A 20,913-nucleotide genomic window follows, 5' to 3' on the forward strand; every position below is an offset into this window, starting at 1 on the left:
CTAACTCTCCTTCTGCTGTGCGACGTGCTGCGCGAACCGCCAGGCGTCCGCGACGATTTCGGCCAGGTCGGCGCGGCTCGGGCGCCAGCCCAGACGCTCCTTGGCCCGCTCGGCCGAGGCCACCAGGACCGCCGGGTCGCCGCCCCGGCGGGGGGCGTTCACCTCGGGGATCGGGTGGCCGGTGACCTGGCGCACGGTCTCGATGACCTCGCGGACCGAGAAGCCGTTGCCGTTGCCGAGGTTGCAGATCAGGTGCTCGCCCCCGGCCGCGGCGCCCAGCGCCAGCAGATGGGCCTCGGCCAGGTCCGCGACATGGATGTAGTCGCGCACGCACGTGCCGTCGGGGGTGGGGTAGTCGTCGCCGTAGACGGAGATCGCCTCGCGGCGGCCCTGGGCGACCTGGAGGACGAGCGGGATCAGGTGCGATTCGGGGTCGTGGCGCTCGCCGTACGCCCCGTAGGCGCCCGCGACGTTGAAGTACCGCAGGCTCACCGCCGCCAGGCCGTGTGCCGCGCACTCCCCGCTGATCATGTGGTCGACGGCGAGCTTGGTGGCCCCGTACGGGTTGGTGGGCGCGGTCGGGGCGTCCTCGGTGATCGGGACCTGCTCCGGCTCGCCGTAGGTGGCGGCGGTGGAGGAGAAGACGAGCGTGCGCACGCCGGCCTCGCGCATCGCCGCGAGCAGTTCGGTGGTCCCGCCGACGTTGTTGACCCAGTACTTCTCCGGGTTGACGACGGACTCGCCGACCTGGGAGAAGGCCGCGAAGTGCAGCACACCGTCGAAGGAGGCGTCCAGCCACTTGCCGGCGTCCTGAATGCGCCCCTCGATGAACTCCGCGCCCTCCGGCACCCCGGCGCGGTGCCCGGTGGACAGGTCGTCCAGGACGGTCACCCGGTGACCGGCCTGGAGCAGATGCGCCGCAACCACGCTGCCGACATAGCCGGCACCGCCCGTGACCAGGTACTTCCTCTGCTGCGCATGGCTCACTTGCTCGCTACCTCTCGCAGTCGCTCGGCCGCGGCCTCCGGCGGCACATCGTTGATGAACACATTCATGCCGGATTCGGAACCCGCGAGAAACTTCAGCTTGCCGGAAGTGCGGCGGATGGTGAAAAGCTCGAGGTGAAGTGCGAATTCACCCCGGTCAGCGATACTGAACGGCGCCTGGTGCCAGGCCGCGATGTACGGCGTCGGCGGCTCACCCGCGCCTTCATTCCCTCCATCCCGCCCATCGAAGATCCGGTCGAACCGCTTCAAGAGTTCCAGATACATCTGTGGAAACTCTGTGCGCGCGCCTTCGTCGAGGTCGCGGAGGTCGGGGACGCGCCGCTTGGGATACAGGTGCACCTCGTACGGCCAGTGCGCCGCGTACGGCACGAAGGCGATCCAGTGCTCGCCCTCCATCACGACGCGCCGCCCGTCGGCCCGCTCGTCGGCGACCACATCGTCGAAGAGGTTGCGGCCGGTGCGCTCACGGTGCTCGGCGAGCGAGCGCAACATCAGTTGTGTACGAGGCGTGGTGAAGGGATACCCGTAGATCTGCCCGTGAGGGTGGCCGAGGGTGACGCCGATCTCCTTGCCGCGGTTCTCGAAGCAGAAGACCTGCTCGACGGAGGGGAGTACAGCCATCTCGGCGGTCCGGTCGGTCCAGGCCTCCAGCACGAGGGCGGCCTGTTCGACGGTGAGATCGGCGAAGGAGGCGTCGTGGTCGGAGGTGAAGCAGACGACCTCGCAGCGGCCCGAGTCCCCGGCCAGCGAGGGGAAGCGGTTCTCGAAGACCACCACGTCGTAGTCGGCGGCGGGGATCTCGCTGTGCCGGCCCTCGCGGGAGGGGCACAGCGGGCATTCGTCGGCGGGCGGGTGGTAGGTGCGGCCCTGGCGGTGCGAGGCGACCGCGACCCGGTCGCCGAGCAGGCGGTCATGGCGGATCTCGGAACTGGTCGCGATGGGGTCCAGGGGCCGTGGGTCGACGGCGTCGCGCACCGCGTCATCGCGCGCGTCGTAGTAGATCAGCTCGCGTCCGTCCGCGAGCCGCGTCGCCGTCTTCTTCACTGCGCCAACTCCTGTCACTGCCATGGGTTAACCAAAGGCTGCCACCCAACACAACCGAACACAATGAACCACAACTCAACAGCCGCGTCAATGAGCGCGAAGGCGACCGGACAAAGCAGGAGAATTCGGATACCTTCGCCGCACGTTTCTGGTGCATTCCGTTCTGGCGATGAAGCGAGTCACCCATGCACTCTCTGGCCGAAGGGCTCCGGCTCCCCACCAACGCACTCGACTACTCCATTCTGATCCTCTACTTCGTGGTTGTCCTGGGCGTCGGATTCGCCGCCAGAGCGAGCGTCAGGACAAGCCTCGACTTCTTCCTGTCCGGCCGTTCGCTGCCCGCCTGGGTGACCGGCCTCGCGTTCGTCGCCGCCAATCTGGGCGCCCTGGAAATCCTCGGCATGGCGGCCAACGGCGCGCAGTACGGCGTCTACACCGTGCACTGGTACTGGGTCGGCGCCATCCCGGCCATGGTCTTCCTCGGCCTGGTCATGATGCCCTTCTACTACGGCTCCAAGGTGCGGTCCGTCCCCGAGTTCCTGCTGCACCGGTACGGACCCTCCTCGCACCTGCTCAGCTCGATCATCTTCTCGGTGGCGTCCGTGCTGATCGCGGGCGTCAACCTCTACGCGATGGCGATCGTGGTCGAGGCGCTGCTGGGCTGGCCGCAGTGGGTGGCCATCGTCGTCGCGGGCCTCTTCGTCCTGGCGTACATCACCCTCGGCGGGCTCTCCTCGGCGATCTACAACGAAGTGCTGCAGTTCTTCGTCATCCTGGCCGCCCTGATCCCGCTCACCGTCGTCGGCCTCAAGCGGGTCGGCGGCTTCGGCGGGCTGGCCGACTCCCTCAACGCCCGATACGGGGAGAACTTCACCTCCGCCTGGGGCGGCACCGGTATCGGCTCCGACAACCCACTGGGCGCCAACTGGCTGACCATCGTGCTCGGCCTCGGCTTCTGCCTCAGCTTCGGCTACTGGACCACCAACTTCGCCGAAGTGCAGCGCGCCCTGTCCGCCAAGAACCTCTCGGCCGCCCAGCGCACGCCGCTGATCGCCGCCTACCCCAAGATGTTCATCCCGCTGATCGTGGTCGTCCCCGGGCTGATCGCCCTGGTCATCGAGCCGGGCCTGGGCACCAAGAAGAGCGGGCTCCAGTACAACGACGCGATCCCGCTGCTGATGCGCGATCTGCTGCCCAACGGAGTGCTGGGCGTCGCGGTGACCGGTCTGCTCGCCGCCTTCATGGCGGGCATGGCGGCCAATGTCTCGTCCTTCAACACCGTCTTCACCAACGACATCTGGGCGGCGTACGTCAAGAAGGGCCGCCCGGACGAGTACTACCTGCTGACCGGGCGCGTGGTGACGGCGATCGGCGTGGTGTGCGGCATGGGGACGGCCTTCATCGCCTCCTCGTTCAGCAACATCATGAACTATCTCCAGACCCTGTTCTCGTTCTTCAACGTGCCGCTGTTCTGCGTCTTCATCATCGGCATGTTCTGGAAGCGGGCCACGGCGGCGGCGGGTTTCTGGGGGCTGCTGTCCGGGACCGTGGCCGCGATGATCAATTACTTCTGGTTCTACAAGGCGGGCGTGATCTCCATCCCCAGCGACCAGGGGGCCAACTTCGTCTCGGCGATCGTGGCGTTCGTGGTCGGCGGCGTGGTGATGGTGACCGTCTCGCTGTTCACCAAGCCCAAGCCGGTGGAGTCGCTGGCCGGGCTGGTCTACGGGACCACCTCCCCCGGCATGGCCGAGCCGCCGGCCGCCGGCGACGAGGCCTGGTACCGCAAACCGGCGCTGCTGGGCTGGGGCGCGATCGTGCTGGCGGCGCTGTGCTACGTGCCGTTCTCCCTGTGACCTTCCGATCGGAGGCAAGCCCGAGCCATGAGTGACGAGTACGAGTACCAGCGCCAGGTCGAGGAGCTCGAGGGCAAGTCGGCGTCCGCGGCCCGGCTCTTCGACGTACGGCGGATCATCGGCGGCCTGTTCGTGATCTACGGGATCATGGTCACCATCGCCGGGATCACGGCCTCGGACGCGGACCTGAAGAAGGCCGAGAACATCAACATCAACCTCTGGACAGGCCTGAGCATGCTCGTCCTCGGGCTGCTGTTCCTGCTCTGGCTGAGGCTGCGGCCCGCCGCCCCGCCGCACCCCGCGCCCGAGCCGCCCACACCGCCGGAGGCGGGCCCCGGCCCGGCCCCGGGGCCGGACACGGACCGCGGCTGAGCCACGGGCGTCGCGGCGGGGCTACGGCGGGGGCGCCGGCTGGTGGGTCGCCGCCCGGTCGAGCAGACCCGTGCGCGCAGCGAGGGCCGCCGCCTCCAGCCGGGACCCCACCCCCAGCTTCATCAGCACCCGCTGGACATGCGTACGCGCCGTGCTGGGCGCGATCCCCATGCCCGCGGCGATCAGCCTGGTGTCCTCGCCGTCCGCGACCCGCATCAGCACCTCCACCTCGCGGGGGGTGAGCATCCGCAGCAGCCGGGAGCCCTCGTCGTCCGGCTGCGCCGCCGGGTTCAGCAGCTCCGCGAACGCGCCCTGCAGCAGCTGCGGCGCCACGGCGACCTCCCCCGCGCGCGCCTTCACCATCGCCCGCTCGACGCCCTCGATGCGCTCGTCGTGGCGCACATAGCCGGACGCCCCGGCCGCGAACGCGGCCGCGATGCCGCGCGGGCTCGGCACGGGGCCCAGCACCACCACGGCGACCTGCGGCCGCTCCTTCTTGATCCGTACGACCGGTTCAAAGGCCCCGGGCTCGGCGGGCGCCGCCGTGCCCAGCAGACACACCTCCGGTGCCCGGCTCACCACCAGCTCCGCCGCCCCCGCGCTCGGCGCGGCCGCCGCGAGCACCCGGTGCCCGCGCAGCTTCAACGCCGAAGCCAGCGCCTCGGCGAGCAGACGGTGGTCATCGACCACCATGAGTCGCACGCCCACGAGCTCCCCCCATCCGCTCAGGCACGAAGTCCCGGCCGCTCCCCGACCGCTCAGTCCCGCCGTCCGCGCCAGCACCCCCTCGACTGCGGGGCCCCATACGGAGGCCCTGGACTCCCTTGCCCCGGGAAGCTACACGCTTGTTCGACGTCATGGGCCCCTTACCCGGAAGAAGCCCCCCGGAATGCCGAAATCCCGGCCATTCGCGCCTACTTGACATCCACTTGGCGTCCGAATGGGACCGATACAGCCGCCCCCCGCCCGCGCATGCGCGGGCGCCAACGACGGCGGCCCCGCCCCGTACGCGTTCCGTACGGGCGGGGCCGCCGACCTGACTTCCCGGCGCGTCCGTCAGCCGCCGGCGCCGAAGATCACGGCGAGCGGGTCGTTCTTGTCGTAGCTGCCACTGGGCTTGGTGGCGTAGGTGTCGCTCATGTACAGCCGCTGGTTCGCGTAGATGATCTCGGAGTACTCCGGGCTGAAGTTGGACTCCATGTCGTGATCGGAGACCTGGTTCTGCAGCAGCTTGTCCTTCTTGTATGACTTGGGGTCGATCCGCCAGACCGCGCCGCCCTGGTCGTAGGTGCTCTCCTGATAGGCGATCACATAGCCGTCCTTGTCCAGGCCGAGCGGCGTCAGCGCCGCGCCCTGGACCCCGTCGGCCTTGCCGACCGCCTTGCCGGTCTTCAGGCTGAAGGCGACGATCTCGTTCGCCGTGCCGGAGGAGGCGCTGGTGCGGTCCTCCGACCCCATGTAGAGGGCGTCCGCCGACTTGCTGACGGCGACCATCGTGCAGCCCTCGACGTTGGTCGTCTCGCACCGGGCGACGTACTTCCCGCCCTCCGTGGTGACCTTGCTGACGACCTTGCCCTCGCTGCCGCTGTCGTCGATGGTCAGGAAGTCGGAGACCGCCGCGCCCGTCGAGTCACCCGCGTCGAGGCCGATGACCAGCGGGTCGGTGGACACCACATGGACGTAGTCCAGGCCCGAGGACACCTTGTAGCTGGACTTCACCGTGCCCGTCTTCGGGTTCAGCGTCTGCACCTGGATCTGCGGGTTGTCGTACTGGCCGCACCGGCGCACCGCGACCAGCTTGTCGGCGCCGCCGCCGTAGCCGTCGACCGAGCAGTCCTCGCCCTCCTGCGGCTTCCACAGCAGCTTGCCGTCGAGCGACCAGGCCGCGCCGCCGCTGGTGCCGCCCGCGGCGACGGTGCCGCCGCCGAGGGTCACCTCGTCGAAGCGCATCTTGTCGTCGTTGTCGCTCACATGCTTCTGCCAGAGCATCTTGCCGTTGTTCAGGTCGAACAGCCCGACCTCCGTGCAGGAGGGGTACTTGTCCGCCTTGGAGGGCTTGGCCTCCTGGAAGAGGATCGTCGTCAGGCCGTCCTCGGTGAGGTGGTTCGAGGACCAGCAGACCTCGCCCGCCAGCGGGATGGTCCACTTCGGGCTTCCGCCGTCCAGCGGATAGCCGACGATCTTGTAGACGTCGGCCTTCACGAAGGTGTCGTCGGTCACCCACATGCCCTCGGCGGTGATCTGGTCGCTCACCTTCGGCATGGCGATCTTGTTGATCAGCTTCGCGTCGACGGTCTCGGGCGCGGGCACGTCCTTGCCGCCCGTCGTGCCCGAGGTGTTCTCCTGGCTGTTCTTCTTGTCCTTGGGGTCCTTGGCCTGGTCGTCGCTGCCGCCGTCGTCGCCCTTGGTGGCGAAGAAGATGCCGCCGACGACGATCAGCGCGACCGCGACCACCGCGCTGACGATGATCATCATGCGCTGCTTGGACTTGTTGCCGCCGCCCTGGCCGCCGCCCGGCGTCCCGGCCGGGTAGGGGGTCTGGGGCGGGTACGGGCCCTGGGGCGGATAGCCGTACTGCGGCTGCTGGCCGGACGGGTACGCCGCGGGCATGGACACCTGCGTGGGCTGCGCGTGCACGGACTGCGGCTGCGGATAGCCGTAGCCACCGGCGCCCTGCGGGGGCGTCTGGGGCATGCCCGAGGGAGGTGTCTGGGGAGGGCCGGGCGGGGGCGGCGGGGTCTGGGCCTGCGGCACCGGGCCAGGCGGCGGCGGGGTCTGGGGAGCCTGCGGCGGCTGGCCCGGCGTCTGCGGATATCCGTAGCCCGGCTGGACGGGCGGCTGGCCCGGCGGCTGCTGCGGATAGCCGTAACCGGGGTCCTGCGGTGCGCCGAAGCCGCCCTGCGGCGGCTGATTGGGCGGCGGAGGCGGCTGTGACATCGGAATTTCCTTCGTGCGCGGGCCAGTGAACCGTTCGGCCTCCCCCGCGATCCCGGGGGTCAAAGGCCTCCAGGAAGGAGCGAATCGGACACAGAACCCGCCAGTGAGCGGCAGGCAAGCGGGAGTTCTTTGTATCACCCGGTCCTGTCGGGCCAAGGGCCGGTCTCGGCCTCTTCGACCAGCTGAGACCGGCCTGTGACGCGACCGTTGCCCTTGTCCACACCGCCTTCACACGCGGTGTTCACACCCCGTGCCCGCTAGACGTCCTCGGCGAGTTCCAGCCAGCGGGTCTCCAGTTCCTCCCGCTCGCCCGTCAACTCCCGCAGCCGCGCGTCGAGCTCCGCGACCTTCGTGAAGTCCGTGGCGTGCGCGGCGATCCGCTCGTGCAGCTCCGCCTCCTGCTCGCCGATGCGGTCCAGGCGCCGCTCGATCTTCTGCAGCTCCTTCTTCGCGGCGCGCTGCTCGGCCGCCGACTTCTGCCCCGGGCCCGGCTGTTCCGTGGCCTTCTGCCGTCCGGGCGCCGCGGCCGCCGGCGCCGGGCCTTGCGCCCGCTGCCGCCGCTCCAGGTACTCGTCGACGCCGCGCGGCAGCATCCGCAGGGTCGCGTCGCCCAGCAGCGCGAGGACCCGGTCGGTCGTCCGCTCGATGAAGTACCGGTCGTGGCTGATCACCACGAGCGAGCCCGGCCAGCCGTCGAGCAGGTCCTCCAGCTGGGTCAGCGTCTCGATGTCGAGGTCGTTCGTCGGCTCGTCGAGGAACAGCACGTTCGGCTCGTCCATCAGCAGCCGCAGCACCTGCAGCCGGCGCCGCTCGCCGCCGGAGAGGTCGCCGACCGGCGTCCACTGCTTCTCCTTGGTGAAGCCGAACTTCTCGCACAGCTGCGAGGCGGTCATCTCCCGCCCCTTGCCCAGGTCCACCCGCTGGCGCACCTGCTCCACGGCCTCCAGCACCCGCCAGGCCGGGTCCAGCTCCGCGACCTCCTGGGAGAGATACGCCAGCTTGACGGTCCGGCCGACCACCACCCGGCCGGCCGCCGGCTGCCGCTCGCCGTCGCTGGTGGCCGCGTCCGCCATCGCCCGCAGCAGCGAGGTCTTCCCCGCGCCGTTCACACCGACCAGGCCGATCCGGTCGCCGGGCCCCAGCTGCCAGGTCAGATGCTTTAGCAGCACCTTCGGGCCCGCCTGGACGGTCACGTCCTCCAGGTCGAAGACGGTCTTGCCGAGGCGCGAGTTCGCGAACTTCATCAGCTCCGCGGAGTCGCGGGGCGGCGGCACGTCCGCGATCAGCGCGTTCGCCGCCTCGATGCGGAAGCGGGGCTTACTGGTACGGGCGGGGGCGCCGCGGCGCAGCCAGGCCAGCTCCTTGCGGACCAGGTTCTGCCGCTTGGCCTCCTCGCTGGCGGCGATGCGCTCCCGCTCGGCGCGGGCGAACACATAGTCGCTGTAGCCGCCCTCGTACTCGTGCACCGCACCGCGCTGCACATCCCACATCCGGGTGCAGACCTGGTCCAGGAACCAGCGGTCGTGGGTGACCACCACCAACGCCGAGCGCCGCGCCCGCAGATGGCCGGCCAGCCAGGAGATGCCCTCGACGTCGAGGTGGTTGGTCGGCTCGTCCAGGACGATCAGGTCCTGCTCGGCGATCAGCAGCTTGGCGAGCGCGATCCGGCGGCGCTCGCCGCCGGAGAGCGGGCCGATGACGGTGTCCAGGCCCTGGGGGAAGCCCGGCAGGTCGAGCGCGCCGAACAGCCCGGTCAGCACGTCCCGGATCTTGGCGTTGCCCGCCCACTCGTGGTCGGCGAGATCGCCGATGACCTCGTGGCGGATGGTGGCCGCGGGGTCGAGCGAGTCGTGCTGGGTGAGCACGCCGAGCCGCAGGTCCCCGGAGTGGGTGACGCGGCCGGTGTCGGCGGGCTCCAGCTTGGCGAGGATCCGGATCAGGGTGGTCTTGCCGTCCCCGTTGCGGCCGACGACGCCGATCCGGTCGCCCTCGTTCACCCCGAGGGAGACACCGTCGAGCAGCGCCCGGGTGCCGTACACCTTGCCGACGGCTTCGACGTTGACCAAGTTGGTGGCCATCACACTCCTGTACACGGATCGATCGGCATCCCAGGGTAGTCGCCGCGCGAAGCGGTACGGGCGCGCCGGTGTGCCCGCGGCGGAGCCGCCGCTGTGACATCGGCGGCTCCGCCGCGGGCACAGCGGCGCGGTGAGTACATGGCGGTAGGTATCCCGTCTGAGTATCCGTACGGATGCCCCGCGGGTGATCTCGCTCCTAGCGTCCTTGGTCATGGATCATGCGAGGAGCCTGTGGGCCGGTGCGGGCACGGTCGAGGCGGACCGGGAGCAGGAGCTGGCCCGGGCAAGGGCGGTCGAGGCGGAGCGGGCCGCCGCGCAGCGGCGGGCGGACAGCAGAGCGCGGGTCATCCGGGCGGTGGCGGTCGGGGTGGTGTGGCTCGCCGCGGGGCTGACGCTCATGTTCCTGCCCATGACCACGATGTCCGCCGCGTCGGGCTGCGGTGTCGACGACACCCGTTTCGTCTGCACCGACGGCGGCCAGGACACCGTCGTCTACATCGCCGTCTACACCTCGCTGGTCGCCGCGCTGGCCGGCACCTGGGGGGCCTTCTCCCGCCGTCTGCTCGGCCGCGCGGTGTGGGGCGCCTCGCTGGTGGCGCTCGGCATCGCCTGGCTGGTGAACCTGCTGATCATCCGCTGAACCCGCTCGCCGGGGGGTGAGGGGGACGCCATCAGAGGGTGGCGCCCCTCCCCCGTCCGATCAGCCCTCCGAGCGCACGACGGCCGCCCCCGCCGCCGGCCCCGTGGCCACCCGTACGGCACGGCAGGTGCCCGAGGCGGCCAGGGCCTTGGCGACGGCGGCGGCCTCCTCCGCGTCCTTGGCGAGGAACGCGCAGGTCGGGCCGGAGCCGGAGACCAGTGCGGCGAGGGCGCCCGCGTCGGTGCCCGCGCGCAGGGTGTCGGCCAGGGCGGGCCGCAGGGACAGCGCGGCGGGCTGCAGGTCATTGGTCACGGCCGCGGCCAGCGCGGCGGCGTCCCCGGTGCGCAGCGCCTCCAGGAGGGCCGGGGACGGCTCGGGGTCGGGTACGTCGTCCACCGTGGCCCCCTGGCCGTCGGCGGCGCGCAGCCGGTCGCACTCGCGGTAGACGGCGGGGGTGGACAGGCCTCCCTCGGCGACGGCGAACGCCCAGTGGAAGGTGGAGCCGGTCTCCAGCGGGGTCAGCAGCTCGCCCCGGCCCCGGCCCAGGGCCGCCCCGCCGACCAGGCTGAACGGCACATCGCTGCCCAGCTCGGCGCAGATCTCCAGCAGTTCGGCCCGGGGGGCCGCCGTCCCCCACAGCGCGTCGCACGCCACCAGCGCCCCGGCGGCGTCCGCGCTGCCGCCCGCCATGCCGCCGGCCACGGGGATGTCCTTGGCGATGTGGAGGTGGACCCGCGGCTGGACGCCGTGCCGCTCGGCCAGCGCGAGGGCGGCGCGGGCGGCGAGGTTGCCGCGGTCGAGCGGCACACCGCCCGCGTCCGTGCCGGAGACGGTGATCCGCAGGTCGTCGGCCGGGGTGGCGGTGACCTCGTCGTACAGCCCCACCGCGAGGAAGACGTTGGCCAGGTCGTGGAAGCCGTCCGGCCGAAGGCCGCCGACCGCGAGCTGGACATTGACCTTCGCGGGCACGCGGACGGTCACGGATCGGGTCACGGCTGGGGTCTCCTCGGACTGGTCGGCGCACGCTTCGGCGCACTGTTCGTCGGTCATGGCGCCGCGCCCATTGTCCCGCCCGCGGCCCGCGCGGCGGGGCCGCCCGGCCAGGGGCCTATCCGGCCGCGGGCCCGCGCTCCGCGATGGCCGCGAACTCCTCCACCGTCAGCGCCTCGCCCCGCGCCTGGGGCGATATCCCGGCCGCCGTCAGCGCGGCCTCCGCCGCCGCCGCGGAGCCGGCCCAGCCGGCGAGGGCCGCCCGGAGCGTCTTGCGGCGCTGTGCGAAGGCCGCGTCGATCACCGCGAAGACCTGGGCCTTGGTGGCGGTGGTGCGGGGCGGGGCGGGGCGGCGGACGAGGGAGACGAGGCCGGAGTCGACGTTCGGCGCGGGCCAGAAGACGTTGCGGCCGATCGCCCCGGCGCGTTTGACCTCGGCGTACCAGGCGGCTTTCACCGACGGCACGCCGTACACCTTGGAGCCGGGCGCGGCCGCGAGCCGGTCGGCGACCTCGGCCTGGACCATGACGAGGGTCCGCTCGATGGTGGGGAAGCGGTCGAGCATGTGCAGCAGCACCGGCACCGCGACGTTGTACGGGAGGTTGGCGACCAGCGCGGTGGGCGCGGGCCCGGGCAGCCCGGTGATGTGCAGGGCGTCGGAGTGGACGAGCGCGAAGCGGTCGGCGCGGCCGGGCAGCCGCTCCTGGACCGTCGAGGGCAGCGCCGCGGCGAGCACGTCGTCGATCTCGACGGCGGTGACCCGGTCGGCGGCCTCCAGGAGGGCCAGGGTCAGCGAGCCGAGTCCCGGGCCGACCTCGACGACCACGTCGTCGGGCCGGACGTCGGCGGTGCGGACGATCCGGCGGACGGTGTTGGCGTCGATGACGAAGTTCTGGCCGCGCTGCTTGGTGGGGCGTACGCCGAGCCGGGCGGCCAGTTCGCGGATGTCGGCGGGGCCCAGCAGGGCGCCTGCGTCGGTGGAGCTCACCGGTTGAGTTTACCGATACGGCTACGGGCTCAGCCGGTGGCCGCAGTGCGGCCAGGGGCTCGCCCCCCGCTGTACGTACAGCTTCTTCGCGCGGTACGTCTGCTCCGTGGCGGGCGCGTCCTGCGGGCGCCCCTGCCCGCCCAGGTCGTGCCAGGTGTCCTGGTCGAGCTGGTACAGCCCGCCGTACCGGCCGGAGGCGTCGACCGCGTCCGGCCGCCCGCCGGATTCGCAGCGGGCCATGGCCTGCCAGTCCAGCGCGTCCGCGCCGGCCACGGACAGCGGCAGCCGGGGCTTGGTGCCGACCCGCACGACGCGCGCCACGGGCTCGCGCACCACGCGGGTCCTGAGCTTCCTGGGCCGCTGGCGCACGCCGTTGACGGTGCGCACCAGGTAGGTGGTGCGCTCCAGGCCCGGCTCGCCCGCGGCCGCCACCAGCTCGGCGCCCTGGAGGAGGGTGGGGTCCGCGTGGCGGAAGGTCGGGAAGGGGATGGCCCGGTCGCGCACCTCCTCGCGGCCCCTGATCCGCATGACCGAGATGGTCTGGCCGTCGCGCGGGAAGCTCTCCTCGGGCACGGAGGTGGTGTCCTGGTCGTGCAGGGCGATCCCGGCCTCCGCCAGGGCGTCGGCGACGGTGGCCGCGCTGGTGCGGAGGGTGTGTTCGCGCCCGTCGGCCATGAAGGTGACGGTGCGTACGGTCCGTACGTCCAAATCCAGGCCGCGCCGCGAGATCGCGGCCGAGCGCGACGCGGAGAGGTGGGCGCCCTCGGCGCGCACCCCGAGCTGGCGCAGGGCGCCGTCCACGGTGTGGGCGGTGGTCCACACCCGGCGGCGTTCTCCGTCGATGGTGAGGGTGACCGGGCGGCCGTAGTGGACGGCGATCCGGTCGCCGCTGACGAGGGCCGCTCGGGGCGCCGGGGCGACGAGGTCGTGGGCGCCGACGGGCACGCCCTCGTCCGCGAGGAGTTCGGCGACGTCCTCGGCGTAGGTGTGCAGGGTGCGGTCCCTGCCGTCGACGCTGAGCCGTACGGCCTTGTCCTCGGCCACGAAGGCGGAGGTGCCGCCGGCCAGCGCGGCGACCACCAGCGCCTGGGGCAGCAGCCGGCGCAGCTGCTCGGGCCGGGCGGCAGCGCGCCGTCCGCGGCGCGCGGCTCGGCGGGCGGCGGCCCGGCCGCCCGTGCCGCGGTGACTGCCCGCGACACGGCGGCCGCCTTGCGTACGGCTCACGACAACACTCCGGCAACACTCCACAAGTCCACTGGTCAGGGCATGAGTCCCGGGACTGTAGCGGAGCGGCGGCCACTCTCCAAAGTGGTACGATTACTGTACGTGACGCCCTTCCCCGGGCTCGCCGGCGCCGGAAACCGGCGCGCCGTAGCCGAAAACCCGCGCGGTGTTGGCCGCGACGGCGGCCGCGAGGGTGTCCTCGGGGACGCCCTTGACCTCGGCCATGGCCCGCAGGGTGAGCGGAACGAGGTACGGGGCGTTAGGCCGTCCGCGGTACGGGGCGGGGGTGAGGAAGGGCGCGTCGGTCTCGACCAGCAGCAGGTCGAGGGGGGCGACGGCGAGGGCTTCGCGCAGCGGGGTGGCGTTCTTGAAGGTGACGTTGCCCGCGAAGGACATGTGGTAGCCGCGCTCCGCGCAGATCTCCGCCATGGCGGCGTCGCCGGAGTAGCAGTGGAAGACGACGGTCTCGGGCGCGCCCTCCTCGGCCAGCACCCGCAGCACGTCCTCGTGCGCCTCGCGGTCGTGGATGACCAGCGCCTTGCCGTACCGCTTGGCGATGGCGATGTGGCCGCGGAAGGACCGCTCCTGGGCGGCGATGCCCTCGGGGCCGGTGCGGAAGTAGTCGAGGCCGGTCTCGCCGACGCCCCGCACCTGCGGCAGTGCGGCCAGGGCCGCGATCTCCTCCAGGGCTGCGTCCAGGGCCGTCTCGCCGCCGGGTTCGCGCGCGCCCTGCCGGGACCAGCCGTCGGGGTCTCCGTGCACGATGCGCGGCGCCTCGTTGGGGTGCAGGGCCACGGTGGCCCAGATGTTCTCGTGGGCTTCGGCCGTCTTCGCCGCCCAGCGCGACCCGGCGAGGTCGCAGCCCACCTGGATGAGGGTGGTCACGCCGACCGAGGCGGCCTTCGCGAGGGCCTCCTCGACCGTGCCCGACTGCATGTCCAGGTGGGTGTGCGAATCGGCGACCGGGACCCGCAGCGGCTCGGGGAGCGGCGGAGGCAGGTCCTTTTTGTTTTGTGACTGCGCCATGAGCGCGATTCTATTTGCCCGCGAAATCGAAGAATCGTGCTCCGGCGCTCGTTCGGATACGATCCGGCTCATATGCGAGTGACCGGAATCACTACCGGCGGCCGACTACCGGTGAGTTAATCACCGGTAGTCGACTACTGGTGCCCCTGCGGCTTACTTCCGGTGGTTCTGGAACGGGTGCAGCAGATCCGACAGATGCCAGTGGTGCCGGCGCGGCTCCCGCGGCGCCGCTGTCGCGCCGGACTCCTCGGCGGCCGCCCGTCGGGTGCGCCGCCGGGGCTCCCCGCCCAGGTTCCGCAGGGCCGTCGAGACCTGGCCGGACCTCATGATGCGCACGAGGTCGGCGCCGCAGTTGTGGCAGTTGGGGCTGGTCAGCGGGGACCGTACGCGCATGCCGTCGGTGAAGTAGATGACAAACGCCCTCCCCTCGGCGTCCACGTGGTGCTCGATGTCGTACGACTGCTCCCAGCCGTGCCCGCACTTCATGCACGCGAAGGCGTACGCCTCATGGGCGACCTCCCCGTCCGTCGCGTCGGTGGTGGTGTGGGCTATCGGGCGAACGCCGCTCGAGGTACCCGCAATTTCGCTCATGGCAACTCCTCTTGTCCGCAGGACAAGGCTTCCGGGACTGGACGTCCCACATACAGTGGACGCCTTTATCGGCCCGGAGTGCAGCTGCCCTTCCACCTCTTGAGGGAGATTTGGCGGCCGGATGCCACAAGGCCCCCGCCACCCGGCCCAACCTTTGCTTTTCAGCCTTTCCCTTTACCTTCGCGTGGCGCGGTTCCTGCCGCGTTCTTTGCCGCCACGACGGCGTCGAACACATCCCGTTTGGGCAGGCCCGCCTCCTGCGCGACCGCCGCGATGGCCTCCTTGCGGCGCTCCCCCGCCTCCTCGCGGACCGCGACCCGGCGGGCCAGCTCGTCCGGGTCGGCCTCACCTGGCCCGGGCGCCGCGGCACCCTCGACCACCACCGTGATCTCGCCCCGTACGCCCTCGGCCGCCCAGGCCGCCAGCTCCTTCAGCGGGCCGCGCCTGACCTCCTCGTACGTCTTGGTCAGCTCACGGCACACGGCCGCCCGCCGGTCCGCGCCGAACACCTCGGCCATGGCGGCCAGCGTGTCGTCCAGGCGGCGCGGCGACTCGAAGTACACCAGCGTGCGGCGCTCGGCCGCGACCTCGCGCAGCCGCCCCAGCCGCTCACCCGCCTTGCGCGGCAGAAAGCCCTCGAAGCAGAAGCGGTCCACCGGCAGCCCGGACAGCGCCAGCGCGGTCAGCACGGCCGACGGCCCGGGCACCGCGGTGACCGTGATCCCCCGCTCGACGGCCGCCGCGACCAGACGGAAGCCGGGGTCGGAGACGGACGGCATGCCCGCGTCGGTGACCAGCAGCACCCGCGCGCCCTGGGCCAGCGCCTCCACCAGCTCGGGCGTACGGGCCGACTCGTTGCCCTCGAAGTAGGACACCACCCGGCCGCTCGGCTGCACCTCCAGCGCCTGGGTGAGGCGGCGCAGCCGCCGGGTGTCCTCGGCGGCCACCACATCGGCGGCCGCGAGCTCGGCGGCCAGCCGCGGGGGCGCGTCCCGCGTGTCGCCGATGGGGGTCCCTGCGAGTACCAGCGTTCCTGTCACACGATCCATCCTCGCAGCACCCCGACGGGGATCCGGAACCCCGAAGGCACGCCCCGTATCCCCGGCCGGACGACTTCGCTCCCCACTCTCATAGTCCGCTTCCCTACGATGGGCCGGGTGACGAGTGACACCGCGACCCACGCCCAGCCGGGCCGAGCCGCCGGCCAGCATCCGCCGGCCTGGCAGCGGCGGCTGCGCCGCTTCGGATACGCGGGCCGGCCGCGGTCCGACGTACGGGAGCGGCTGGTGCCCCCCTACCCACAGCCGGGGACCCGGCTGTGGGAGGCGCTGGGGGCTGCTCCGGCGGCGGCGTCGCGGATCGCCCGCTGGACCGGCTGGGGCGGGCCGCTGCTGGTCGCGCTGTTCGCCGGGCTGCTCCGCTTCTGGCGTCTGGACAGCCCCGGCAAGGTCATATTCGACGAGACGTACTACGCCAAGGACGCCTGGGCGCTGCTCCAGCTCGGCTACGAGGGCACCTGGCCGAAGAACGCCAACGCCAAGATCATCGCGGATCCCCAGCAGATCCCGCTGAGCGACGCCGCCGGGTACGTCGTCCACCCGCCGGTGGGCAAGTGGGTCATCGCGGTCGGCGAGCAGCTGTTCGGCCTGACCCCCTTCGGCTGGCGGTTCATGGTCGCCCTGCTCGGCACGGCGTCGGTGCTCATGCTGTGCCGGATCGGGCGGCGGCTGTTCCGGTCCACCTTCCTGGGGTGTCTGGCGGGGCTGCTGCTGGCCGTGGACGGCCTGCACTATGTGATGAGCCGCACCGCGCTGCTCGACCTCGTCGTCATGTTCTTCGTCCTGGCCGCCTTCGGATGTCTGCTGATCGACCGGGACCAGGCACGGGCGCGGCTCGCCGCCGCCCTGCCGGCCGGCCCGGACGGCACCGCCCGCCCCGACGCGGACGTCGCCGCGCGGCTGAAGCTCGGCGTGCGGCCGTGGCGGATCGCCGCCGGGGTGTGTCTGGGGCTCGCGACCGGCACCAAGTGGAACGGCCTGTACGTGCTGGCGGCCTTCGGCGTGATGACGGTCCTGTGGGACATGGGCGCCCGCCGCACGGCCGGCGCGCGCCGCCCCTTCCGCTCGGTGCTGCGCCGCGACACCCTGTGGGCCTTCCTCGCGACCGTGCCTGTGGCGTTGGTCACCTACCTCGCCACCTGGTGGGGCTGGTTCACCACCAGCGGCCACTACAGCGCCCGGACCGGCTGGACCGGCAGCGGCTACTTCCGGCACTGGGCCGAGACCCCCGAGAAGCTGGGCGGCGGCGGCTACAGCGACCACGGGTTCTGGTCCTGGCTGAACCCGCTGCGCAGCCTGTGGCACTACGAGACCGAGGTCTACAAGTTCCATGTGAAGCTGGACGACCCGCACATCTACCAGTCCAACCCGTGGAGCTGGCTGGTCCAGTCCCGCCCGGTCTCCTACTTCTACGAGTCCCCGTCCCCCGGCGAGGCCGGCTGCCCCAAGGACGCGACCGAGAAGTGCGCCCGCGAGGTGCTGGCGCTCGGCACCCCGCTGCTGTGGTGGGCGGCCTGCTTCGCGGTGGTGTACCTGCTGTTCCGGTGGGCGCTGCGGCGGGACTGGCGGGCGGGCGCGATCCTGTGCGGGCTGGCGGCGGGCTATCTGCCGTGGTTCCTCTACCAGGAGCGGACGATCTTCTCCTTCTACGCCGTGGTCTTCGTGCCGTTCCTGTGTCTGGCGGTGGCGATGATGGTCGGCGCCCTCGTGGGGCCGCCGGGGGTCTCGGAGAACCGGCGGGTGGTGGGCACGGTCGGCGCGGGGGTGCTGGTGCTGCTCATCATCTGGAACTTCATCTACTTCTTCCCCCTCTACACAGGACAGACGCTGCCGATCGACCAATGGCGGGCCCGGATCTGGCTCGACACCTGGATCTGAGGGGCCTGCCGGGCGCCGAGGCCGCGCCCGCGATGCCGGTAGAGTGCCCCGGACCACGACCTCCATCGAGCGGTGGAGGGCTTCGAGGGACTGTGGGGGTTCTGCAATGCGGAGTGGCGCGAGAGCCGCGGTCATCGGTGCGGTGTTCGCCGCCATGGTCGGGGTCGCCGGTTGCGGTGGCGGACAGGACGGCTCGGACGGTTCGAAGGACAGCGCGGACACCGGGGCGAGCGACGACAAGCCCGTGGTCAAGAAGGTGAAGACCGGCCCGCCCAGCGCGGCCGAGGTCAAGGCCACGGCCCGGGACTTCCTGGCCGCCTGGTCCGCGGGGCAGCCCGCGAAGGCCGCCGGTCTGACGGACGACGAGAAGGCCGCCGGCTCCGCGCTCACCGCCTACCGTGACAAGGCCCGCATCGGAAAGGTGACGCTGGCGGCGGGGCAGGCCACCGGCCGGACGGTGCCGTTCACGGTCAACGCGCGGATCTCCTACGGCGGGCGGCAGGTCCCCTGGACGTATGAATCCTCGCTGACCGTCACCCGCGACAAGACCAGCGGGGCGGCGGTCGTCGACTGGAAGCCGTCGGTCGTGCACCCGAAGCTGGGGGCCGGGGACGCCCTCATGACGGGCCCGGCCGGCACACCCCCGATCAAGGCCGTCGACCGCGACGGCGCGGAGCTTAAGCCCGCAGACCACCCGACGCTCAAGGCGATCCTGGACGGCCTGCGGGAGCGGTACGGCAAGAAGGCGGGCGGCACGCCGGGCGTGGAGACCTGGATCTCCCGCGCCAAGGGCTCCAAGTCCCCCGACGAGACGCTGAAGGTGCTCTCCAAGGGCAAGGCCGGCACGCTCCGCACCACGATCGACGCGAAGCTCCAGGCGACGGCGGAGCAGGCGGTCAAAAAGCGGTCCAAGGCCGCGGTGGTGGCGATCAAGCCCAGCACCGGTGAGGTCCTGGCGGTCGCCAACTCCCCGGCCCAGGGGTTCAACACCGCCTTCCAGGGCTCGTACGCGCCCGGCTCGACCATGAAGGTCATCACCTCGGCGCTGCTCATCGACAAGGGCCTGGCGGGCTACGGCAAGCCGCACCCGTGCCCGAAGTACTTCTCGTACGGCGGCTGGAAGTTCCAGAACGACGACAAGTTCGAGATCAAGGGCGGCACCTTCGAGCAGAGCTTCGCCCGCTCCTGCAACACGGCCTTCATCAGCCAGGCGCCCAAGCTGGACGACGACGACCTCACCAAGGAGGCCCGGGACGTCTTCGGCATCGGGCTGAACTGGCAGACCGGCATCGCCTCCTTCGACGGCGCGGTGCCGGTGCAGTCCGCCGCCTCCAAGGGCGCGTCGCTGATCGGGCAGGGCGGGGTGCGGATGAACCCGCTCAACATGGCGTCGGTCTCGGCGACCGTCGCCGGCGGCACCTTCCGCCAGCCCTACCTGGTCTCCCCCTCCCTGGACGGCCGGACCCTGGCCAAGGCCGCCCGCGCGCTGAAGCCGAGCACCCGGCAGCAGCTGAAGAGCCTGATGAAGCTGACCGCCACCTCGGGGACCGCCGCCCAGGCGATGTCCGGGATGAGCGGTGACTTCGGCGCGAAGACGGGCTCGGCGGAGGTCGACGGGCAGAAGGAGCCCAACGGCTGGTTCACCGCCTACCGCGGCGACCTCGCGGCGGCGGCCGTGGTCCCGCAGGGCGGCCACGGCGGTGACTCGGCGGGGCCGATCGTGGCCTCCGTGCTGCGCGCGGGCTGACCCGGGCGGCACCACCGTCTGACGCACATGTGACGAACGATCGGCGCGGCGCCGGCACGGCCCCTGAAGGCCGTGTCGGCGCCGCGTCGGCGTCCGGGCGCGCGTGTCGGCGCCGCGTCGGGGGCGTGTCGGCGGCCCGGACCAGCATCGGGTTGTCCGAGCAACCACTCGATGCACCGATGGGAAGCCACCATGCGCCACACGAAGCGTCAGCAGAGCGTTCTGATATCGGGGGCCGGCATCGGCGGGCCCGCGCTCGCCCACTGGCTGGACCGCTACGGATTCGACGTCACCGTCGTCGAGCAGGCCGCGGGGCCCCGCCCCGGCGGACACGCGATCGATGTCCGCGGCCCCGCGCCGGAGGTGGCCGAGCGTATGGGCGTACTCGACCGGATCCGCGGCCTGAGCACCGACCTGCGGGGGATGTCGGTGGTCGACGGCGAGGGCCGGGAGCTGTTCCGCACCACCGAGCGCACCGTCAGCGGCGGCGACCTCGACAGCCCCGACGTGGAGATCCTGCGCGACGACCTCGCCGCGATCGTCGCCGAAGCGGGCGGCGCCGGGATCAGTTACGTCTACGGCGACTCCGTCGACCGGCTGGAACAGGACACGGACGGGGTGCGGGTGGTCTTCCGCGGCGGTACGAAGCGCCGCTTCGACCTGGTCGTGGGCGCCGACGGGCTGCACTCGCGGACCCGGCGGCTGGCCTTCGGGCCGGAGGAGGACTGTCTGCACCACCTCGGCACCTCGCTGGCCGTGTGGACGGCGCCCAACTTCCTCGGCCTCGACCGCTGGCAGGTCGTCTACAAGATGGGCGCCGACCTGTGGGGCGGGATGGTGATGAGCGTCCGCGACAACCAGGAGCTCCGCGTCTACGTCGGCTTCGACTGGGACGAGCCGCCCGCCGAGTCCCTGACCGACGACCCGCGCGCGCACAAGCAGCTGATCGCCCGGGAGTTCGCGCATGCCCGCTGGGAGATGCCCCGGCTGCTGGAGCACATGTGGGGCGCCCCGGACTTCCTCTTCGACTCGATGGCCCAGATCCGCCTGGACTCCTGGTCCCGCGGCCGGGTGACGCTGCTCGGCGACGCGGGCTACTGCGGCTCGCCCATGTCCGGCCAGGGCACCAGCATGGCCCTGGTCGGCGCGTACGTCCTGGCGGGCGAGCTCAAGGCGGCGGACGGCGACCACGAGGCCGCCTTCGCGGCGTACGAGCGGGAGCTGCGCGCCTATGTGACCGCCAACCAGGAGCTCGCGCTGACCAACAGGGCGGCCATGGACGCCCGGGACGCCATGGACCTCGGCGAGGCGGAGGGGGAGAAGTTCGTCGCCGATCTGCGCACGGAACTGGACGCCGCCAACTCCTACACGCTCAAGGAGTACTGACGAGAACCGCCGAGGGTGCACCCTGGCCGGGCCGTCCCGGCTTCCCTCGCGTAGTGCAGAATATGAGGCCGTCGTCACTCAAAAGGGGGCC

General features: G+C 71.7%; 17 protein-coding genes. 6 read left to right on the plus strand and 11 right to left on the minus strand.

What is annotated here, in order from left to right; genetic code table 11:
* Together galE and galT are read right to left on the minus strand one after the other, a co-directional pair.
* Nucleotides 1-987: a UDP-glucose 4-epimerase GalE gene (galE, locus tag ACFZDL_RS20100; RefSeq protein WP_353587688.1), complete on the minus strand. Its 987-nt coding sequence runs from the start codon at nt 985-987 to the stop codon at nt 1-3.
* Nucleotides 984-2,051, minus strand: coding sequence for a galactose-1-phosphate uridylyltransferase (gene galT, locus ACFZDL_RS20105; protein WP_353587690.1), 1,068 nt, complete (start codon nt 2,049-2,051; stop codon nt 984-986). Before galT ends, galE begins: the two co-directional genes overlap by 4 nt.
* Nucleotides 2,052-2,236: 185 nt before the next feature.
* On the opposite strand from galT, the gene ACFZDL_RS20110 reads away from it, so the two are divergent.
* Both ACFZDL_RS20110 and ACFZDL_RS20115 read left to right on the plus strand, forming a co-directional pair.
* Nucleotides 2,237-3,907 carry a sodium:solute symporter family protein gene (locus ACFZDL_RS20110; protein WP_353587691.1) on the plus strand — a complete coding sequence of 557 codons (1,671 nt, stop codon included), beginning with the start codon at nt 2,237-2,239 and terminating at the stop codon, nt 3,905-3,907.
* Nucleotides 3,908-3,934: 27 nt separating this feature from the next.
* Nucleotides 3,935-4,279, plus strand: coding sequence for a hypothetical protein (locus ACFZDL_RS20115; RefSeq protein ID WP_353587693.1), 345 nt, complete (start codon nt 3,935-3,937; stop codon nt 4,277-4,279).
* A gap of 21 nt (nt 4,280-4,300) precedes the next feature.
* Here ACFZDL_RS20115 and ACFZDL_RS20120 read toward each other — a convergent pair whose 3' ends face one another.
* The 3 genes from ACFZDL_RS20120 to ACFZDL_RS20130 all read right to left on the minus strand — a co-directional run bounded on the left by ACFZDL_RS20120 (nt 4,301) and on the right by ACFZDL_RS20130 (nt 9,294).
* Nucleotides 4,301-4,987 carry a LuxR C-terminal-related transcriptional regulator gene (locus ACFZDL_RS20120; protein ID WP_353587695.1) on the minus strand — a complete coding sequence of 229 codons (687 nt, stop codon included), beginning with the start codon at nt 4,985-4,987 and terminating at the stop codon, nt 4,301-4,303.
* Nucleotides 4,988-5,335: 348 nt separating this feature from the next.
* Nucleotides 5,336-7,216: a hypothetical protein gene (locus ACFZDL_RS20125; protein WP_353587697.1), complete on the minus strand. Its 1,881-nt coding sequence runs from the start codon at nt 7,214-7,216 to the stop codon at nt 5,336-5,338.
* A gap of 257 nt (nt 7,217-7,473) precedes the next feature.
* A complete protein-coding gene (locus tag ACFZDL_RS20130) occupies nt 7,474-9,294 on the minus strand; it encodes an ABC-F family ATP-binding cassette domain-containing protein (RefSeq protein ID WP_353587699.1) in 1,821 nt (606 codons plus the stop codon).
* A 211-nt stretch (nt 9,295-9,505) separates the two neighbouring features.
* Here ACFZDL_RS20130 and ACFZDL_RS20135 point away from each other — a divergent pair, with 211 nt between their 5' ends.
* Nucleotides 9,506-9,934, plus strand: a complete 429-nt coding sequence (locus tag ACFZDL_RS20135) for a hypothetical protein (protein WP_353587701.1) — start codon at nt 9,506-9,508, stop codon at nt 9,932-9,934.
* A gap of 60 nt (nt 9,935-9,994) precedes the next feature.
* Here the strand turns inward: ACFZDL_RS20135 and ACFZDL_RS20140 are convergent, their stop codons facing one another.
* The 6 genes from ACFZDL_RS20140 to rsmI all read right to left on the minus strand — a co-directional run bounded on the left by ACFZDL_RS20140 (nt 9,995) and on the right by rsmI (nt 15,793).
* Nucleotides 9,995-10,927: a 4-(cytidine 5'-diphospho)-2-C-methyl-D-erythritol kinase gene (locus tag ACFZDL_RS20140; RefSeq protein ID WP_353587703.1), complete on the minus strand. Its 933-nt coding sequence runs from the start codon at nt 10,925-10,927 to the stop codon at nt 9,995-9,997.
* A gap of 115 nt (nt 10,928-11,042) precedes the next feature.
* Nucleotides 11,043-11,912, minus strand: coding sequence for a 16S rRNA (adenine(1518)-N(6)/adenine(1519)-N(6))-dimethyltransferase RsmA (gene rsmA / locus ACFZDL_RS20145; RefSeq protein WP_353587705.1), 870 nt, complete (start codon nt 11,910-11,912; stop codon nt 11,043-11,045).
* A gap of 21 nt (nt 11,913-11,933) precedes the next feature.
* Nucleotides 11,934-13,136 (minus strand): ubiquitin-like domain-containing protein, encoded by a 1,203-nt coding sequence (locus ACFZDL_RS20150; protein ID WP_353587706.1) that lies wholly within the window; start codon nt 13,134-13,136, stop codon nt 11,934-11,936.
* 93 nt (nt 13,137-13,229) lie between these two features.
* Nucleotides 13,230-14,162 (minus strand): TatD family hydrolase, encoded by a 933-nt coding sequence (locus tag ACFZDL_RS20155; protein ID WP_353587708.1) that lies wholly within the window; start codon nt 14,160-14,162, stop codon nt 13,230-13,232.
* A 153-nt stretch (nt 14,163-14,315) separates the two neighbouring features.
* On the minus strand, nt 14,316-14,753 hold the full coding sequence (locus ACFZDL_RS20160; RefSeq protein ID WP_353587709.1) for a hypothetical protein: 438 nt from the start codon (nt 14,751-14,753) through the stop codon (nt 14,316-14,318).
* Between the two features lie 161 nt (nt 14,754-14,914).
* Nucleotides 14,915-15,793 carry a 16S rRNA (cytidine(1402)-2'-O)-methyltransferase gene (rsmI, locus tag ACFZDL_RS20165; RefSeq protein WP_353587711.1) on the minus strand — a complete coding sequence of 293 codons (879 nt, stop codon included), beginning with the start codon at nt 15,791-15,793 and terminating at the stop codon, nt 14,915-14,917.
* Nucleotides 15,794-15,901: 108 nt separating this feature from the next.
* On the opposite strand from rsmI, the gene ACFZDL_RS20170 reads away from it, so the two are divergent.
* The 3 genes from ACFZDL_RS20170 to ACFZDL_RS20180 all read left to right on the plus strand — a co-directional run bounded on the left by ACFZDL_RS20170 (nt 15,902) and on the right by ACFZDL_RS20180 (nt 20,822).
* A complete protein-coding gene (locus ACFZDL_RS20170; protein ID WP_353587713.1) occupies nt 15,902-17,689 on the plus strand; it encodes a phospholipid carrier-dependent glycosyltransferase in 1,788 nt (595 codons plus the stop codon).
* Nucleotides 17,690-17,795: 106 nt separating this feature from the next.
* Complete coding sequence (locus ACFZDL_RS20175) at nt 17,796-19,436, plus strand: penicillin-binding transpeptidase domain-containing protein (RefSeq protein WP_353587715.1); 1,641 nt, start codon at nt 17,796-17,798, stop codon at nt 19,434-19,436.
* 192 nt (nt 19,437-19,628) lie between these two features.
* The gene (locus ACFZDL_RS20180) at nt 19,629-20,822 is read left to right on the plus strand and encodes an FAD-dependent monooxygenase (RefSeq protein WP_353587717.1); all 1,194 of its coding nucleotides are present in this window, start codon (nt 19,629-19,631) and stop codon (nt 20,820-20,822) included.
* The last annotated feature ends 91 nt before the right edge of the window (nt 20,823-20,913 follow it).

The sequence above is a fragment of the Streptomyces sp. NPDC007917 genome (assembly GCF_042959105.1).
Taxonomy (GTDB): Bacteria; Actinomycetota; Actinomycetes; order Streptomycetales; family Streptomycetaceae; genus Streptomyces.

What these genes read in the sequence shown, in the direction of transcription:
- ACFZDL_RS20110 (WP_353587691.1), top strand. Translation starts at nt 2,237, where the DNA reads ATGCACTCTCTGGCCGAAGGGCTCCGGCTCCCCACCAACGCACTCGAC.
- ACFZDL_RS20115 (WP_353587693.1), top strand. Translation starts at nt 3,935, where the DNA reads ATGAGTGACGAGTACGAGTACCAGCGCCAGGTCGAGGAGCTCGAGGGC.
- ACFZDL_RS20125 (WP_353587697.1), bottom strand. Translation starts at nt 7,216, where the DNA reads ATGTCACAGCCGCCTCCGCCGCCCAATCAGCCGCCGCAGGGCGGCTTC.
- ACFZDL_RS20130 (WP_353587699.1), bottom strand. Translation starts at nt 9,294, where the DNA reads ATGGCCACCAACTTGGTCAACGTCGAAGCCGTCGGCAAGGTGTACGGC.
- ACFZDL_RS20135 (WP_353587701.1), top strand. Translation starts at nt 9,506, where the DNA reads ATGGATCATGCGAGGAGCCTGTGGGCCGGTGCGGGCACGGTCGAGGCG.
- ACFZDL_RS20155 (WP_353587708.1), bottom strand. Translation starts at nt 14,162, where the DNA reads ATGGCGCAGTCACAAAACAAAAAGGACCTGCCTCCGCCGCTCCCCGAG.
- ACFZDL_RS20160 (WP_353587709.1), bottom strand. Translation starts at nt 14,753, where the DNA reads ATGAGCGAAATTGCGGGTACCTCGAGCGGCGTTCGCCCGATAGCCCAC.
- ACFZDL_RS20170 (WP_353587713.1), top strand. Translation starts at nt 15,902, where the DNA reads ATGGGCCGGGTGACGAGTGACACCGCGACCCACGCCCAGCCGGGCCGA.
- ACFZDL_RS20175 (WP_353587715.1), top strand. Translation starts at nt 17,796, where the DNA reads ATGCGGAGTGGCGCGAGAGCCGCGGTCATCGGTGCGGTGTTCGCCGCC.
- ACFZDL_RS20180 (WP_353587717.1), top strand. Translation starts at nt 19,629, where the DNA reads ATGCGCCACACGAAGCGTCAGCAGAGCGTTCTGATATCGGGGGCCGGC.